The 16341-nt window shown below is 63.4% G+C and carries 16 protein-coding genes; 2 read left to right on the forward strand and 14 right to left on the reverse strand.

What is annotated here, in order from left to right; genetic code table 11:
- Nucleotides 1-31: 31 nt before the first annotated feature.
- The 5 genes from GTK09_RS28160 to GTK09_RS15650 form a co-directional block, all read right to left on the reverse strand.
- Nucleotides 32-259 (reverse strand): type II toxin-antitoxin system RelE/ParE family toxin, encoded by a 228-nt coding sequence (locus GTK09_RS28160; protein WP_203561060.1) that lies wholly within the window; start codon nt 257-259, stop codon nt 32-34.
- Nucleotides 260-384: 125 nt separating this feature from the next.
- Nucleotides 385-489: a ribbon-helix-helix domain-containing protein gene (locus tag GTK09_RS15635; protein WP_163464149.1), complete on the reverse strand. Its 105-nt coding sequence runs from the start codon at nt 487-489 to the stop codon at nt 385-387.
- A 461-nt stretch (nt 490-950) separates the two neighbouring features.
- Nucleotides 951-1391: a CopM family metallochaperone gene (gene copM, locus GTK09_RS15640; RefSeq protein ID WP_246217932.1), complete on the reverse strand. Its 441-nt coding sequence runs from the start codon at nt 1389-1391 to the stop codon at nt 951-953.
- A gap of 126 nt (nt 1392-1517) precedes the next feature.
- Nucleotides 1518-2822 (reverse strand): dual-specificity RNA methyltransferase RlmN, encoded by a 1305-nt coding sequence (gene rlmN, locus GTK09_RS15645; RefSeq protein WP_163464150.1) that lies wholly within the window; start codon nt 2820-2822, stop codon nt 1518-1520.
- A gap of 156 nt (nt 2823-2978) precedes the next feature.
- Nucleotides 2979-3788, reverse strand: a complete 810-nt coding sequence (locus tag GTK09_RS15650; protein ID WP_163464152.1) for a potassium channel family protein — start codon at nt 3786-3788, stop codon at nt 2979-2981.
- Nucleotides 3789-4033: 245 nt separating this feature from the next.
- Between GTK09_RS15650 and GTK09_RS15655 the strand changes: the two genes are divergently transcribed.
- Nucleotides 4034-4333 carry an Rdx family protein gene (locus GTK09_RS15655; protein WP_163464154.1) on the forward strand — a complete coding sequence of 100 codons (300 nt, stop codon included), beginning with the start codon at nt 4034-4036 and terminating at the stop codon, nt 4331-4333.
- 582 nt (nt 4334-4915) lie between these two features.
- Here GTK09_RS15655 and GTK09_RS15660 read toward each other — a convergent pair.
- The gene (locus GTK09_RS15660; RefSeq protein WP_163464156.1) at nt 4916-5251 is read right to left on the reverse strand and encodes a hypothetical protein; all 336 of its coding nucleotides are present in this window, start codon (nt 5249-5251) and stop codon (nt 4916-4918) included.
- A gap of 588 nt (nt 5252-5839) precedes the next feature.
- Here GTK09_RS15660 and GTK09_RS15665 point away from each other — a divergent pair.
- On the forward strand, nt 5840-7447 hold the full coding sequence (locus GTK09_RS15665) for a ComEC/Rec2 family competence protein (RefSeq protein ID WP_163464158.1): 1608 nt from the start codon (nt 5840-5842) through the stop codon (nt 7445-7447).
- 207 nt (nt 7448-7654) lie between these two features.
- Here the strand turns inward: GTK09_RS15665 and GTK09_RS15670 are convergent, their stop codons facing one another.
- The 8 genes from GTK09_RS15670 to GTK09_RS15705 all read right to left on the reverse strand — a co-directional run bounded on the left by GTK09_RS15670 (nt 7655) and on the right by GTK09_RS15705 (nt 16312).
- Nucleotides 7655-9211, reverse strand: coding sequence for a TniQ family protein (locus GTK09_RS15670; protein ID WP_163464160.1), 1557 nt, complete (start codon nt 9209-9211; stop codon nt 7655-7657).
- 14 nt (nt 9212-9225) lie between these two features.
- Nucleotides 9226-10335: an ATP-binding protein gene (locus GTK09_RS15675; RefSeq protein WP_163464162.1), complete on the reverse strand. Its 1110-nt coding sequence runs from the start codon at nt 10333-10335 to the stop codon at nt 9226-9228.
- Between the two features lie 5 nt (nt 10336-10340).
- Nucleotides 10341-12494 carry a TnsB C-terminal domain-containing protein gene (locus tag GTK09_RS28025; protein WP_163464164.1) on the reverse strand — a complete coding sequence of 718 codons (2154 nt, stop codon included), beginning with the start codon at nt 12492-12494 and terminating at the stop codon, nt 10341-10343.
- A 77-nt stretch (nt 12495-12571) separates the two neighbouring features.
- A complete protein-coding gene (locus GTK09_RS15685) occupies nt 12572-13048 on the reverse strand; it encodes a hypothetical protein (protein WP_163464165.1) in 477 nt (158 codons plus the stop codon).
- A gap of 80 nt (nt 13049-13128) precedes the next feature.
- Nucleotides 13129-13392, reverse strand: a complete 264-nt coding sequence (locus tag GTK09_RS15690) for a hypothetical protein (protein ID WP_163464167.1) — start codon at nt 13390-13392, stop codon at nt 13129-13131.
- Nucleotides 13393-13689: 297 nt separating this feature from the next.
- The gene (locus GTK09_RS15695) at nt 13690-13965 is read right to left on the reverse strand and encodes a hypothetical protein (RefSeq protein WP_163464169.1); all 276 of its coding nucleotides are present in this window, start codon (nt 13963-13965) and stop codon (nt 13690-13692) included.
- A complete protein-coding gene (locus GTK09_RS15700) occupies nt 13926-15671 on the reverse strand; it encodes an AAA family ATPase (protein ID WP_163464171.1) in 1746 nt (581 codons plus the stop codon). The genes GTK09_RS15695 and GTK09_RS15700 overlap by 40 nt, the downstream gene beginning before the upstream one ends.
- Nucleotides 15668-16312 (reverse strand): hypothetical protein, encoded by a 645-nt coding sequence (locus tag GTK09_RS15705; RefSeq protein ID WP_163464173.1) that lies wholly within the window; start codon nt 16310-16312, stop codon nt 15668-15670. The genes GTK09_RS15700 and GTK09_RS15705 overlap by 4 nt, the downstream gene beginning before the upstream one ends.
- Between the last annotated feature and the right edge of the window lie 29 nt (nt 16313-16341).

Here is a 16341-nt window from a genome sequence, read left to right on the forward strand (position 1 = left end):
CGGCCCGTGCGGGACCCGGACGATGCGAACCTCATCGTCCAATTCCCGAAAGAAGATCAGGTAGCGATCGTGCACGGTCGCCCGCAGGCCGGGAGCTAGGTCGTTCCCGAAAACTCGTCGGACGCAGAGCGGCCTGGGCCGCCTTCCGCTCCAGTTCCGCGACGAAGCTCATCGCCCGGTCGGGATTCTCCTCGGCGATGTACAGCGCGATGTCGCGACGGTCGGCCAGGGCCTCCGGGGAATATCCGAGCCGTTTCACCGCGGACCCGCGCGCCGCGCCTCGATGGCGGCGCGAAGTTCGGCATAGACCTCTTCGGCCGGAATACTCGCGCCGCTCGCGTCGCCGGCCCGGATCGCCTCGCGCAGCGCCATTAGTTCCCGCCGCTAGCCATCGCGAGATCTGGTCCATTCGCGCAGGGCTTCGCGCACCACCTCGCTGGTCGAGGCATACTCACCTTCCCGGACGGCCGCCTTGACGGCCGCGGCCATCTCGGCGGGCACGCCTCTTGAATGCCGAGAGCTATGAAGGGCGTTTGGAATGAAAGCGAATTGCGGATTCTGCTTCAGGTTCCAAATCAACCCGCGCAGACCCCGAAACCCGCCCGAGCCTCATCCCGCAACTGCCTCGCGGGCTGCGGGGCTGGCGGGGCCGGCGGCAGACGCATGGCACCATCTCCGGATGAAGCGCCCTTCATACCTCGATCACCCGCATGCCGACGCCCTTCGCCGAGCGAAATTCCAGGTCATGACGCCCCGGGCCGAGTGCTTCTATGGGGAGCGGCAGCCCCATTCCGCCACCGCCTCGCGTTCCGACTTGCGGATGCACTCGCTCTCCGACTCCGGCTGCCGCAAGTGGCGAAGATGTCGCGGTCACGCGTCTGGCGGGCCGTCGGCGAACCCAAGCGGATGGCGGTTCGGTTCAAGCAGGCCGGCGGTGGAGCGACGCCCCCTCAGCCGCCATTGCGGTCGAGCCACGCCTTCATCTGGGCAATCTCGGCCTCCTGGGCCTTGATGATCGTCTCGGCCAGCGCCCGGGCCTCCGGGTCCTTGCCGTATTGCAGCTCGACCTCGGCCATGGCGACGGCGCCTTCGTGATGGGCGAGCATGCCGCGCATGAAGTCGATGTCGGGATTGCCGGTCATCGGGGTCGCCATGCCGGCTTCCATGTCGCCCATCGCCTTCATGAAGGCGCGGGTCGACGGCGTGTCTGCCGCGCCGTCCGCCGTCGTTCCATGCATGCCGTGCGCGCCGTCCATGCCAGGCATCTCGGCCATGCCAGGCTTGGCGTGGTCCATCATGCCCGGCTCGGCGGGCTCCGGCGAGGTCTGCGCCATGGCGAGGCCCGTCGTCCCGAGCATGAAGGCAGCAGCCAGCGTTGCGATTCTGGTCATCCGTCTCGTCTCCCAACAAAAGGCCGTCGGGTCCCGATAAGGGCCCCGAATCGTTGCGGAAGAGAGATGAGGCTTCCAGCTACTGGAGGGTCAATGCCGCCCCAGGCACGATCGGGCACGATCGCGTTATCCGGCGGCGAGTTCGGTGACGCGCGCCGCCTCGAGGCTGTCGCGGTCCTTCTTGCGCATGCGTTCCGACTCCGACTTCAACTGGCCGCAGGCGGCGAAGATGTCGCGGCCGCGCGGGGTTCGGATGGGGGAGGCGTAGCCGGCCTGGTTGACAGCGTCGGCGAAGCGCTCGATCTGGTCCCAGTCCGAGCAGTCGTAGGCGCTGCCCGGCCACGGGTTGAACGGGATCAGGTTGATCTTCGCCGGAATGCCCTTGAGGATCTGCACCAGCGCCTTTGCGTCGGCGAGACTGTCGTTGACGCCCTTCAGCATGACGTATTCGAAGGTGATGCGCCGGGCGTTCGAGAGGCCCGGATAGGCGCGGCAGGCCGCGAGCAGATCCTTCAGCGGATACTTCTTGTTGATCGGCACCAACTCGTCGCGCAGTTCGTCGCGCACCGCATGGAGCGAAATCGCCAGCATGACGCCCATCTCGGCGCCGGCCTTTTCGATCATCGGGACGACGCCGGAGGTCGAGAGCGTGATCCGCCGCTTCGACAGGGCAAGGCCCTCGCCGTCGGATACGACGGCCAGCGCCGCCTTGACGGCGTCGAAATTATACAGCGGCTCGCCCATGCCCATCATCACGACGTTCGAGACGAGGCGGCCCTCCGAGGGCACGATGGCGCCGGCGGGTGTCGCGGCCTCGGGAAAGTCGCCGAGCCTATCTCTGGCCAGGAGCACCTGGCCGACGATCTCGTCGGCGGTGAGGTTGCGGACGAGGCGCTGGGTGCCGGTGTGGCAGAAGGTGCAGGTAAGGGTGCAGCCGACCTGGGAGGAGACGCAGAGCGTGCCGCGGCCTTCCTCCGGAATGTAGACCGTCTCGATCTCGACCGGGCGCCCGGCGCCCTTGGCCGGAAAGCGCAGCACCCATTTGCGCGTGCCGTCGACCGACACCTGCTCGGTGACGATCTCCGGCCGGGCGATGGTGAAGGCGGCGGCGAGCTTCTCACGCAGATCCTTGGAGACGTTCGCCATCTGGGAGAAATCGGCGACGCCGCGCACATAGAGCCACTGCCAGAGCTGGGCGACCCGCATCTTGATCTGCCGCCGCTCGACGCCGACCGAGACGAGCGCCTCGCCGAGCTCCTCGCGCGACAGGCCGATCAGCGAGGGCTTTTCCTCGCCGGGCGCGGCGCCCGGCACGGCAGAGGAAGCGGCTTTCGAGGCGATCGCCCGCTCGGCCAGGAGGTTCTCGGCCTGTACGTTTTCGGCAAGTCCGGTGCGCGCCTGCGGCGCTTTCAGATCGATCGAAACGGCCATGAGGGTCCTTCGCGGAAATGTCTCGACGTCGACCGTTCGCGGCCGTCGTTCTCTGGCGTCGCCGCAAGCGGCGCGCTTATGTGTCGGATTACCGAGACACATGCCCGTTTGGAGCCGATACTTCAAGGTCTGCCGGTTTTGCTTCTGCCGTCCGTTTCAACTCTCGTCGTTCGGAATGTTGAGAATGTGGCCGCAAGCCTTGCAGTGGACGGCGTCCGTGTCGTGCCGCTGGAGGCCGCACTGGGGGCAGGTAAAATGCACCTTGGCAGGCTTGAAGATTGCCTGGGCGAGTTGCACGAACAGGCTGATCCCGATGATCATCACCACGATCGAGGTCAGCTTCCCCCAAGAGCCGTCGAGGGTGATGTCGCCGTAGCCGGTCGTCGTCACCGAGGCGACGGTGAAGTAGAGCGCGTCGAGATAGCCCTCGAGCCCGTCGTTGCGGAAGAACGTCGTGTAGATGAAGCCGGTCGCCAGGAACAGAAAGGTGACGAGGTTGACCACTGCCCGCGCCGGCAGCTCCCACTCGTCGAGGCCCTTACGGCGCAGGGGCTGCCAGAGACGGCCGGTCTTCGACAGGGACCACAGCCGGACGATCCGCAGGAAGCCGAAATTGATCAGCGTTTCCGGCAACAGGAGGGTGATCAAGATGAACAGGTCGAGGAGGACGACCGGCTGTTTCAGCCTGTGCCATGGCCGGCGGGAGGCGAGCATGCGCGCACCGATGTCGATCGCCAGCACGGCTGCAACGCTGTAATCGACATAGAGAAACGCCTCGGTGTTCTTCAGGACCGGCTGGGCGATGAACAGGGCGATGATGGCAAGATCGACGATCAGGGCGGCCGCCTGGAAGCGCAGCGCCGCACGGCTGTCGCCGTGATAGAGGCGGCGAAGCGTGGCTCTCAGGCGCGCGAACGGCCGTTCGTAGGGTGGTACGGCGTCGATCGGCGGCGTCGATCCGGGCATGGTCTTCCTTTGCAGGCTCGGCAGCGGCAGATAGGGCAGATGTCGGTGCCGGCCGATCCGTCTCCATATCAGCGGCCGGAAACGCTGGCGCGCCCAACCGTGCAATGGACCGGAAATTTTACCGCCGAGCCACAGGAGCGACGAAAATTGCGGTAACCGATTGAACCGGGCGTCCGCAACGCCGCTTAAATCCGTCCGGCCCGTCTCGGGGACGTTTGCGCGCGCCAACCAATGGGAGTTCATCGATGAGCGAGACGCGTATGCCGCGAATTTCGATCACTTACTGCACCCAGTGCCAATGGCTCCTGAGGGCGGCGTGGATGGCCCAGGAACTGCTCTCGACCTTCGGGCCAGACCTCGGCGAGGTGGCGCTCGTTCCCGGCACAGGCGGTGTCTTCGAGATCCGCTACCAGGACGCGGCGGGCGAGGCGATGATCTGGGATCGCAAGGCCGACGGCGGCTTTCCGGAGGCCAAGCTTCTGAAGCAGCGCGTGCGCGACCGGCTCGATCCCGGCCGCGATCTCGGGCACAGCGATCGGAAGTGAGGGGCGGGAATACGTCGCCGTGACAGCCGAAAGGCGGACGTGCGAGGCGCACTGCGTCCGTTCGCGCCGGACGAGCTTTCGCCACGCGCCGTGCGTATCGTGGGATTCCGTTGGCTTTTCGCCACGATTCGCGCGCGCTGCGCGAGCCGCCACGTTATCGACGACGTCGGATCACGCCGTGGTGGTCGTCTCGCACATCCAGGCAGTCGGTGAATGATTCAGCTGACGAACGGCATGCCATTCGGGGGGAATGTGTCGCCGGACGCTGGGACTGGACCCGCGGCCGTCCTTCAGTCTCTGACAAATCAATCAGTTATCCGCAACGAAGGAAGTTGAGCGATTCCTTGGGACGCGAGTGGTCGGATCCATTCGATTTCGAATAATCCCCTTATGGCGAGCGCGACCTCTCGCGTGAATGGTGATCCCCCGAGAGCAGTGTGAAATACGGTTTTCGACGCAAGACAGCACCTCACCGACCGTCCCGCAGGGGCGGCCGGTGAGTAAATGACTCGTCAACCAGGTGACCGATGCCAGGCACCGGCCTTCACCAGGCGAGTCTCGTTCAGAGTGGCGGCAATGGCGTCAGCCCAAATGCAGCCTCAGCTGTGAGGCATCAAGACCGGAGCGGTCGGCACTTGCCAGGATGATGCGGTGCGTCGCCATGGGTCGATCGATCGGGGTCAGGTTGACCGGGAAGATCAGTGGCATGACGATGCCGCCGATCGTGGCGACGACTTTGGCCATCGTTGCGGCGCATTGCAGCGTCTGCGCGATCTTCGCGAGGCGCTTCATGATCGAGCCCTTCGGGAATGGCGGCTCGTGACCGGGTCTGCATGCGGACATGTGACCTTCTCCTTTTCGACCTTCATTCAGTTGATCCTGGGCGCCTTGCGGATAAGGTCGATCCGCCATGTTCATCGGTGCACCAGGGCTGCGGGTGATCCCGCGACCTGCGCCTTCCGTCGTGGCACCGACGCGAAGACGCTGGGGCAAGGTCTTCGAGGTTGACGGCAGTCTGCACTACCCCCTGAAAAAAAACTCAGTTGCCTGAAACCCTTGTTCCGTAGGCATTGTCTGGCATTAGGTGGCCCCATTTCACGGGGGTGGTCGGATTTTCTGAGCGGCGAAGCTCTGGCATTCGAGGGCCGTAGCCGAGCTGCATACGGGAAAGGCAAAATGACTTGTGGGCGTCCTCGTCAACGCAGTGCGCGTCGACATTGGCACCCGCGGTGTTCCGACTTCGAGGCGTGGAAATTGCCCAAGCTGACGCCGAGTTGCTTCCCACCCATCCGTGTCATCGCCGACGCTCGATCGACTACACAGCCAGGTGCATGCAACGGCGCCATCGGCGCCGCCCCCTACGCTGCGAGGCGGCGTGACTGAATTTCCGGGCGCGGCGGTATGGAATGGGTTATCTTTTAGGAGAGTGATACTCTCAGAGGCGCAGGCGACGACCGAAATGAAAGAAAGCTCCCCATCGCTAACGGCCCGTCGCGGCTATATCACATGACCCGATCGCCAATTCGCTTTAACGGTCTTGTCCGCCAAGGGCCGATAACCATACCCGAACGGGACAAGCGAATAATTCTGGCGATGATAGATGCTGGTTTGAAAGACCAGCAAATCCTCGCATTCTTCAGTCAGCCGGGGCGGGACTTCAATCACAATCGTATTTCAAGGCTAAGGAAAGCTCCTCGCAACAGCGGACTGCAACCCGCGAGCACAGTTGAGTTACAGTCCTTCCTGGACAGATGGGCGGCCTCATCGAATCTGCAGAATTTGTTTTCAAAGCTGACTTTCAATAGAGATCTTTCCAGGCAATGGCGCGTTGAATACCGGTTCCACCCCGTCGGGCAAGGAATGCTGCATTCCGGAAATTTGCGCAATGGTCATCGTAAGTCAATCAATTGGATATATGACTGCGGAAGCGTTACATCTAATAAATTAGTCGAGGATGCGCTTGATAATATTTACGAACATATCAAGGAGAAGCCTGGGGAAAAACCCTTAATCGACATTGTAGCGCTATCTCATTTCGACAAGGATCATGTCTCAGGTATCGTATATCTTCTTAGAATTTTTCGAGTTGATATCATTATTCTTCCCTTTATGCCGCTATGGCAACGACTTTGGATCGCTGCTGCGGATAAATTCGATGTCGAATTCCTGAGATTCTTGTTAGACCCAGCTGAGTTTCTTCGGAATGCAGCCGGCGGAGATCAGCCTCGGATTGTATTCGTGCCGCCAAGCGATGATACACCACCACCCCCGATCGATCCGCTGCCTGACCCCGACCCCGGTCCTGATCCGGACGGCGACGAACGCGAACGTCGTTTTCCCGAGAAAGCCGACGGGCGTCCCCTGAGAATTCGCGTGGAAACAGAGCACCGCCCCGATCTGTTGAGTGGCGAAATTCCCGGCTCTAGACGCGTGGAGACGCCCGCAGCTGAATTTCTCAGGAGAGGGTCTGTGCTAGATGTTGAGGGCTTTTGGGAGTTCGTTCCTTACAACGACGCCAATCAAGCGCAAAAGTGTCCGCCATCCTTTCCTGCCAGTGTCGAACCTCTTATTGCGGCCTTGCAGGATGCCACCACCTCGGCCGAAACGAAAAAGGCGTTTGGTGCTTTAAAACGTCACTACGACAAGACATTCGGCAAGAAAAATCGGAACATCATATCGATGTTTCTATACGGTGGCCCGGCAACGAAACCGGTGGACGCGAATTTTTCTCCAGAATTCTTTTTTGAGAGTACCGGTGGTTGGGCAAAATATCGCGATTACACGCGGGTTTCGACGGATCATTTTGCGGTGCTTTTAACTGGTGACGGTTCGCTTAATTCATCGCCTCGCCGAACTGCCTTTAAAAATTACTTTTCGCCTCATGGTCGCCTCTCCAAGGCGGCGATATTCCAAGTCATGCACCACGGCGCCTCAGGTAATTCCTCGCCCGAGGTCGCAGAGATGGTCGCTCCACGTGCTAGTATTTTTTGTTCCGACCCTACAAAAGGGAAGAAGCATCCTCATGCCGATGTTGTTCGACAATTCTGGGAGTACAATTGCGTCCAAGTTGATGCACGTCGCGGTTGGATGTTGTATGGAACATTTGAATTCTAGGTGCCGCTCTGACAGCGGCCCACGTGATTGTTGATGCAAGGAGCGTGCCGCGATCGGGCACACCAGCAGCGATCCCGCGTCTGGCTTGTCTGCGGGGCACCGGAATTACAGGTTCTGGTTCCGTCAGGTCGTAAGGGAAGAGTCGTCAGTTGGCTTTCGTCTCTGACCCCTTAGGCGATCTTGGTTCGGTGAGCGAGGCGCCTCATTTTAACCGGCAGCGCTGCTGGCCCATCGTCGTCCACTCCAGCAGAGGCCGGCGATCTCGTCTCGAAGGAAGACGATTGCCGACAGGTCTTCGGAACCTCTAATCCGCCCCTTCCACTCTATCCGGCGTTCTTGTAGGAAGCGCACTACGACGGACAAGGGGATATGACGCCGGCGGGCGATCTCCTCGATCCCGATGTGCTCCGGCTCGGCGCACTCGACGAGTTCGCAGCCCGAGAGAAGCCAATTCCGCAGATCCTCCAGCTTACGGCGATCGTAGAGGCGTCGTGCTCCGGACGGTCGTTCGTCGTCCGCCAGCAGATCGTCGTATGAACGGATGAATGTCGGTCCGATGCCCAGAAGGTCCGCAGCTCGGGAGATCTCGAGAGCTTCAGCGTCGTCTGGTGTCCAGTCCCGCCCTCGCATGCTGAGGGCGAGGAGCCGGTCGCGATCGGGTAGTCGTTCGGCGGGGAAGGTGACCTTGTCGGGCTTGAGGTCCCGCGTATCGGCCGCGATGATGCCGGCGCGCTCTAGGTAGGTCCGCAAACCTGGCGCCGGGATGCCGACTTCCTTCGACGCGCTCGCGATCGAATGCACCAACCGGCGCGGTGGGCTGCGATGGAAGAAGTGGCCGCTCTGCGTCATCGGCAGCTTGCGGAAGGCGACCTCGACGGCGGCGTCCTTCACGGCGTCGTAGGCAGGATCCGCGCTGACGTTCAGCGCCTGGCCGAGGGCACCGAGGATCGACTGCAGGCCGAAGTTCCGTGTCCGGTCGCGGCGGGCCTCCTCGATCAGGCCGTCGACCCAGGCCAGAAAGCCGGGACGGCCGGCCTGGAGAATTCCGAAGCCGTGGTCCGCGACTGTCTGATCTGCGTCGTTCAGGGCGGTCGGATTCCGCTTCGTCTGCCCCGGCCAAAGATCCGCATGTCCGACCAGCTCGCACATTCGCGCCACGGCGTACCATGGCATCACGTCGAGGAATGCGTTCGACGCCGGCATTTCGCCAGACAGTCGATCTCGGAGATAGTGCTGTCGTTGGGACAACGGGAGATTTCGAAGTTCCGGCCGGTCCCTGACATATTCAAGGCAGGACGCCGCGACGCCGGTGAGATTGGCAGTGATCCTGGGCGCCGTCAGAGGGATGGTGACGAACGCGACCCCATGCGTCGGGCAGTACGTGAACCGGCCGATGCGCCATTCGAGGCGTTCGGGGACCCGCTCTTCTGGCTCAAGCCAATCCGGACCGTCGAGATCCTCTTCGACGCACCGCGGGCAGATCCGATAATCCTTCGCGATCAGGTCGTTATGGTTGAGGATTTCGCCGCGAAGGCCGTAGCGCTGCTCGCCGAGCGGGACGATGGCGTTCGCGGCAAAGCGATCCGGGTCGACGTCACCGAGATATGCCACCAGATCGACGGCCTCCGCCCGAGCGGAGGTGACGTCGGTCCGGCGGACGCCGACGAAGCTGCAGAGTGCCGCGATCGTCGTGAAGCCGTTGGCCGAGGCCAACCGCGAGAGATAGCTGTGGACTGTCTCGTCGCGGTGAAACCTCGGGCGCAAGGGGAAGCGAATCCTCACGGCTTGCGCGGCTTTCGATTGTCGCGAGGCTTGATCGTCGCCTTGAGGATGTCGTCCTCGGCGATGAAGTCCTCGTCCGACTCCTCGACCCACTGCGGGATCACCTGGGCCGCTTCCAGGGTCGTCAGGAACGTGTTCCGATCGTCGGCGACCAGCGTCGCCTTGCGGAGCGCGTCCGCCAGATGGGTGACGTCGAGCGACCGGCTGCCGTTGCGCAGCGCGTCGCGGATCGCAAGCTGGACCAGCTTCTCGCAACGACCGAACTCCAGACCCCCAGCATAAATCACCCGGGCGTAGAATTCCTCGGTGTCCTCGAAGCCCTTCCGCAGCCGCGCCGCTTCCAGCTTTGCGGAGACCAGTTCCCGGACCAGCGCTTCGTCCCGGTGGGCGAAGAGGCGCGGGATCTCCACGAAGGTATTGCGTCGCATGAACTGGTTGTCAGTGCAGACGAACCTCTTGAAGACCGGGATGCCGACGAAGAAGAACGAGACCGGCCAGGGATCGTACTGGGTGATCGCCTTGAACGCGTCCCGGATCGTCATGACGTCCTCGGCCTTCGTGTGTCGCAGGGCGTGCTGAGCGTCGTCCACGATGATGAGGCTGGTCTTCGACCGAGGCAGGTGGTTCTGGACCAGCTGCCAGGCGTAGTTCGACTCCATCTTGGTGTCGGTCTCGAGGCCGATGGCCCGCAGGATCGCGATCGCCGCCTGCCCGCTGGTGAAGGGCTGCGGCGCGCCGAACTTGATGATCGGACGCAACGTCCGGTTCTCGAGTTCGATCGGGGCGAGGGCGTCCGTCTTCTCCAGCATCCTCGCGACCAGCCGCGACTTGCCGGCGCCCGACGCACCGGTCAGCGTGAGATATTCGCCGGGTCCGGGAGCTGCGCCGTTCACCTGGCTGAGGGCGTTGTCGACGAGGTCCCTGAACGCCTCCCGGACGGGGGCGTCCCGCTCGGTGTCGCCGATGTAGACGTTCTTCGCGGCAGCCAGCCGCTCCCGGTAGTCGTCCGGATATTCGCTCAGCCGGTCGGAGATGCCTCCGAGGGCGTCGCTCACCAGCCTCTTGGCGGAGGCGTCTTCATTTCTCTCTTCGTTCCAGCGTGCCATGTTACTCACTCTCTCCAAGGTGCGCTCGTGCGCGGTGCCCGACGGGATGTCGGCGCATTCGGTTGATCGATTGCCGTCGGCGTTTCAGCCGGCGGTGTGTGTGCTTCCTCTCGAGGACGCTCGCGTCGGGGGAGCGAAACCGCTTCCGACTTGATTTCCCGGAACTTCCCGTCCGTGCGCTTCCGGTAGTCGGCGAAGGCGCGGCGGACATTTCGGCGGAGATCTTCGAGTCCCTTCTCGAAGGCCTCTTCGATGACGATGCCGTTGCGGCGGCGGGCAGCGTTCGCCATCGCCTCGATGTCGCCCAGGGCTTCGTCGAGGATGCGCTGGTTTTCGACCAGATCGTCGACGTTGAAAGCGGGCAGCCCGCGAGCGACGAGCTGCGCGAAGTTCATTGCCAGGGTGTCCGTCGAGACGACGAACTTCGGACGGTTGATCACCTCCGCCTCGATCCAGTCGCCCGGGCCGCGCTCGACGGCGATCGTGTTCAGGTCGTCCGGATCGAGAGCGATCCGGACCCGGCGCCCCTCCCGCTCCATCCACATCGCGTGCAGTGGCTCCGACTGATAGAAGGTGCCGAAGAGACGGACTCCCCTGGCGCTCATCGAACGCGTCACATGAAGGCCGAAGACGATCCGCGTCTTCCTCTCGTCAACGAACGGCTTCACGCCGGTCGCGTGCATCAGCCGGTTCCATTCCTGGGCCGGCGATAGTCCTTCCAAAGCCCCATGCGGCGTCCGGTGATAGACGTCGCACACGTGGCGGATCAGGGCCTGTTCCAGCTCGTGGACGGTCAGCTCCGCGAGCTTCTCGGCGTCGTGCTCTCCCTTCTGCGTCGGATTGGAGAACGTCCGACCGATGAAGTTCGAGGCGAAGCGGGTCTCCAAGGTCCCGAAGAACCGTTCGATCTGACCGCGCATTGTGGCCATGCCTGCCGGCGGCCGCGCATGCGAGATGTCGAGCGACCCAACGATGGTCTGGAACTCATCGGACAGAAACTGCGAACCCTTGTCGGTGACGAGCAAGGCCGGCGTTCCCCGCGTCGGCCACTCCGTCTTCGCGCCGGCCAGATTCCGGAGAGGCTCCTTGTCTTCCATCATCATCCGAAGGCCGCGGATTGCGGTGGCGGAGGAGAGAGGCTGGTTCGAAACGTGAAGCGAGACGATGCACCGGGTAGCGCAGTCGATCGCCGCGGTCAGCCAACAGCGCGTCCGCCCGATCGCCTTACGGGCATCCTCGCTCAGCTGTTCCCAGTCGCCCGTCTCCATGAGGATCGCCTGAATGGAGATCTTCCATTCGTCCATTTCGACACGTTCGAACGGCATCGTGGCGACGACGCCTTCGTGGACGGGAGCGAAGTGCTTGCGCGCATAGGCAAGGCCCCTGCGCCCAGCCACCTTCTCGAAATCGGGAATGGCGTGGATCGCCCTCTCCAGCGCCTTGCGCGACGGGATCTCGTAATCGCGCTTGTACTTCGAGTTGTAGCGTCTGAGCATGCGCCCGAGAAGAGAATGCAGCTGCGTCATCGTCGGGCGGATCGGCGTGCAGTACCGGGCCGCGACCCTGTTGATCAGGCGCACGACCACCGGATCGAGCCGACGCTGGCGATTGCCGCCACGGGCGTAGCCATCGTAGAGCGACATCGTCTCCCGGTCGCCGTACTCGTAGGCCAAGACCCACCTCTTCAACTGCGAGGCGGACGGGTTCGAGAATCCCGAAAGCGGCCGAGCGCCCGGCTTTCGCCGGCGGTCCTCCGCTTCTTCGATTTCAGCGGCTTGTCTGGACTTCTCGATCATGGCGATCGCCGCGGCGTAGCCGTCGGGGCTCGTCTTCTTCGCCTCGCCCCGTTCGTAGAGCGCGATGAAGTCCTGAACCCAGCGCAGCTTGTGCATGACCAAGGCGCGCTTCTCCGGCGGAAGCTCGCTGAGCGCCTGGTATCGGCGGACCCGCGATCTGGTGGCAGAGACCGAGTGGTAGCCGAGATCGATGCGGATCTCGCCGGCATGAAGGCGCCGCTCGAACTCGAGATGTTCGATCGCGACGGTCTCGCGTCGGTCGAGATCGATGAGGATCTGCGCGATCTCGACCGTCTCGACAAAGCGGTGCGGCACGCCGTCGACCAGGATGCGGTCGTCCTCGCAGAGCCGGTAACGGGTCACCTCGTAAAAAGGCGACGTCAGGGAAGAAAGGCGGTCATCGGGGGACTCCAGGAACGTTGGGTAGGGAGGAGGGGAGACTACGCGGCACGGATGTGCGCCGCGTAGTCGAGGAAGAGGCCGTCTCGGACGGTGACCCGGCGCTTCCAGTAGAGGCGGGCCACCGCGTAGAGCGTGCGGTGATCGAGGGCAGTGCGTTCATCGACCTCGGCGACCGTGAACTCTCGGTCTTCAGATGCGAGGCAGGCCAGGACGGCCGCCTCGGCATCGTCGTCGACGAACTGGCGAGCGGTCAGTACAAGGCGGGCTCGCTGGACCTGCCAGACCTTTCTGCAATCCTCGTCGACGATGTGGAGGGTCGCTTCCGCGAGCCGCTCGTCGTCTTCGTGGAGACGCTTCAGGATCTCGACCGTCACCGCGTACTTCGAAGAAAGGCGGCTCTTGACCGCGTACAGACACCACTCGCCGTTCGGTCCGATGGTCTCGGCGTCGAAGTAGTGCTTGCGCCGGTTTCCCAGTCCGTCGAAGTAGAAGTACGGGCCAAGCTGAGCGCCCATGTCCGTCGTCTCGATGTCGGCCGACAGGATCGTATGCGCCGCAAGTTCCGCACCGCTCTCGAACGGGGTGGAGCCGCCCTTTACGAGGGCGGAGACGCCGCAAACAGCATGGGAAGAAGCGCGAGCCGGACGGCGTGCCACAGGTCGCGTCTTCTCCGGACGATGATCGGAGATCTCAATTTGTGCGACCTCCGTCCTTCGGTGCGGACGGCGGCCTCCGCGGCGACGACGTCCGACGCCTTCGCGACCAGCGAGGAAAATCCGAACGGACTGCGGGAATTCTTGTCGAGCATTTGAATGGAATCGAACATGAAAATGACCCCTGAAACGGCGGGCAACGACAAGGCCTCTCCGTTCGCCGGACGCGTTCAAGCGTTCACAAGCGTTTCGGAGACCTTTTGGCCTGGCGGAGTCGGCTGACGGGGCGCGGCTGCAGCGGTCCAGGGAACTCAGGCTTAAGAGGTGGAGACCTCACATGAGCTTTAGAAAGCCGTGCGCGCAGAAGAGCCGATTATGTGTTTGCCGGCGATTGCCACGTAGGATCAAGTTATTTTGCAATACTCCGGCGCCATCGTCGTCTCCACGACGTGGACACGGGCTTGGGAGCCGTGCCGAAGCAAGGTGATTAGGATCCTCCTAAATTATTTCGGATCCGTTAACGTGTGAGAAGATTGCGCAGACCAGAATTCTGCAAGCGCGATGCGACCCAGAACCCGACGCTCCATCGCGAGTTCGGCAAGCGTTTCGATGGCCTGACGATCGCGCATCGCAGCGAGAAGGGCATCCGCATAGGCGATCCGCAGCCGACGCTCGACCACGGCCTCGTCGATCTTCTCCACCAGGCCAAGGCGGGTTCCAAGCCCGTATCTGCCCTCGATCATCGCCACCAGCTGAGTCGCCTGTCCGAGATCCGACATGTGTGGGCCACCTGCACCAGCCGAGACCGATCCGAGAACCACTTCCTCGGCCGCTCGGCCGCCCGGCCGGCAAGGCCGATCGCCAACTGCGCGTGGAGGTCCTCGAGAAGAAATTCAGAGACAGGAACGTCGTGAACGACTTCGCCCCCGTTTGCGGCAACGATGGAGAGGCCGCGCGGGACCTGCCCCTGGCGGAGAATGGCCACGGCATGACCCGCTTCATGGACTGCGACACGGCGGCGAAGCCCGACCGGTCGATCATCAGCAGGAAGCGCGACCTTCAAAAGGTCGTCGCCGGACGGTCGGCGGCTCTCGCTTCGCGCCAGTTGTCGAACGTCTCTTGCGATGCGCGCCGCGTCGGCGCCGCTCGTCGACCCCGCCAGCGTCACGGCGGCCGGCTGGATCTCGTCTTCGGCGATCATCGGAAGGTGGTGCGCGAGGATCTTCGCGAGATCGTCTTCATTTGGCAGTCCGATATGGAAACGCCGGTCCAGGCGTCCGGAACGGACCAATGCCGGATCGAGATTGCGATCGTCGTTGCAAGCCGCCAGGACGATGACGCCTTCGCGGCGGCCGGTGCCGTCCAGGCATTCGAGAAGATTGTTCACGATCGTCCGCCACCAGTCGTCGTGCCGCGCCGCGGCCCCACGAGCGGGAATCGTGTCGATCTCGTCAATGAAGACGATGCAGGGCGACTGCGCCGCGGCTTCCGAGAACGTCTTTCGGATGGATCTGGTCACATCGCCGAGGTGGCCTTCTCCCGTGCCCTGCCACGCCGAGTACGACGTCGGGATGAAGGCGACGCCGCACGACCGGGCAAGCGCCGAGGCAAGCAGCGTCTTGCCGGTGCCAGGTGGCCCGACGAAGAGAGCGCCGGCGTCGACGTCGATCCACGATCGCGTACCCGCCCGATATTCTCGCAGGGCATCGACGAGCCGCAGGCCCCAGACGCGGGCCGGCCCATAGCCGTAGAGGCTCTCAAGCATCGGCACGGACGATTCCGTCTCTGGACGGCGATGCGCCGCGACGATCAGGCGGACCGCTTCCTCTGCGGTCGACGACCGCCCGATCGCGAGATCCAGCCACTGGGGATCGATGTCGGAAACACCGAGGTCGGCCGGCCAAGAGGCATTGGAAACCGGGAAAGCCGAGGCGACGGCTCTCGCAATGTCTGCAACGTCGATCCGGGTGAGGTCGGCGGTCATGTCGGCGATCGCCGCGACCGCGGGATCGAGGTCTTCTCCGGCGACGAGGCCGACGATGGTGATGCCCGACGAGAGCATCGACATGACAAGCTCAGTCCGTTCGCGCTGGCCCTTTCGTTGCCACGACCGGTTCGCGATCTCGTCCGCCGGCACATAGTGGGGCCGCGAAAAGACGATTTCCTCGGTCCGGACCGCGTCCTCGAGTGCTGCGACGATCGCGTCGTAGGCGGCGCGGCGCCAGCCATGCGCGGCGACGTGAACGACGACGAGAGCGGGCTTTGCCGCCTCCAGGCGCTGCTTCAGACCGTCAGGGACGAGCGTCCGCACCCGGTCGAAGATCATCCTGGTCGACGGCGACATCAGCTTCAATCGCTCGTCGACCGCCTCCGCAATGGCGTCGGCGACCGCGTCATTCATCGCCATGTCGATCTCGGGGTTCACGGCGAACGGCTCGACCGAGGACTTTCTAAGCCGGGCGAGCTTCCTGATCTTCGATGTCATCGGACGATCTCCACTCGGCTATCCGGCGCGAGCCGGCGTTCCCGCCAGTCGATCCGAACAACCCGTTGCAGGACCAGTGCGATGACCGCACCGACCGGATCGGGGGATTCACGCATGCCGGAGGCGGCGTCGACGAGCGTCGCCGATCCAACATCCTCAAGGTAGGCCAGCAGCCTGATGCGGTCGCCGAGGGGCACGATGCGCCGGGCGTAGCGAAGCATCTCGCGTGCGTTGGGGAGTGCCGGCTCGGTGCGAATCTCCGCCTCGCAGATGGCGCTCCAGGCGGTGCGATCGTCGGCCGACGTCAAGCCGATACGACCCGCGTCGAGATAGATCTCCGATCCGCAGGCGTAGCGGACGAGAAAGTCCGGGACGTGCCGGACGAGAACGCCGTCGGCGTCGCAGAAGTCCAGCGCCCTCGGCAGGCATTGCCAGGCTTCCACCTCGTCGTCGAGGTCGACAAGCAGGCCTAGGTCGCGGGCGAGCGTCGAGCGGAAGATCGGAATGCCAATGCAGCGCATGGTCCCGGCCGGCGCATAGTGGCGTCGGGAAGCCTTGCGGCGGATCGCGGCGAGATTGCCCTCGGCATGAAGAGGCACATCGCTCCCTTCCGGGAGACGCAGGATCGATGGGGATGTCATGGAGGTCGCTCCGGTGCCGCAAAATAGCG

Origin of the sequence: Jiella pacifica (genome assembly GCF_010500815.1) — a bacterium.
GTDB classification, from domain to species: domain Bacteria; phylum Pseudomonadota; class Alphaproteobacteria; order Rhizobiales; family Rhizobiaceae; genus Jiella; species Jiella pacifica.

Coding starts and splice junctions, on each gene's coding strand:
- GTK09_RS15665 (WP_163464158.1), top strand. CDS start 5,840: ATGACCCGATCGCCAATTCGCTTTAACGGTCTTGTCCGCCAAGGGCCG.
- GTK09_RS15695 (WP_163464169.1), bottom strand. CDS start 13,965: ATGTCGGATCTCGGACAGGCGACTCAGCTGGTGGCGATGATCGAGGGC.
- GTK09_RS15650 (WP_163464152.1), bottom strand. CDS start 3,788: ATGCCCGGATCGACGCCGCCGATCGACGCCGTACCACCCTACGAACGG.
- GTK09_RS15675 (WP_163464162.1), bottom strand. CDS start 10,335: ATGGCACGCTGGAACGAAGAGAGAAATGAAGACGCCTCCGCCAAGAGG.
- GTK09_RS15635 (WP_163464149.1), bottom strand. CDS start 489: ATGGCCGCGGCCGTCAAGGCGGCCGTCCGGGAAGGTGAGTATGCCTCG.
- GTK09_RS15700 (WP_163464171.1), bottom strand. CDS start 15,671: ATGACATCGAAGATCAGGAAGCTCGCCCGGCTTAGAAAGTCCTCGGTC.
- GTK09_RS15655 (WP_163464154.1), top strand. CDS start 4,034: ATGAGCGAGACGCGTATGCCGCGAATTTCGATCACTTACTGCACCCAG.
- GTK09_RS15705 (WP_163464173.1), bottom strand. CDS start 16,312: ATGACATCCCCATCGATCCTGCGTCTCCCGGAAGGGAGCGATGTGCCT.
- copM (WP_246217932.1), bottom strand. CDS start 1,391: ATGACCAGAATCGCAACGCTGGCTGCTGCCTTCATGCTCGGGACGACG.
- rlmN (WP_163464150.1), bottom strand. CDS start 2,822: ATGGCCGTTTCGATCGATCTGAAAGCGCCGCAGGCGCGCACCGGACTT.
- GTK09_RS15685 (WP_163464165.1), bottom strand. CDS start 13,048: ATGGGCGCTCAGCTTGGCCCGTACTTCTACTTCGACGGACTGGGAAAC.
- GTK09_RS15660 (WP_163464156.1), bottom strand. CDS start 5,251: ATGAACATGGCGGATCGACCTTATCCGCAAGGCGCCCAGGATCAACTG.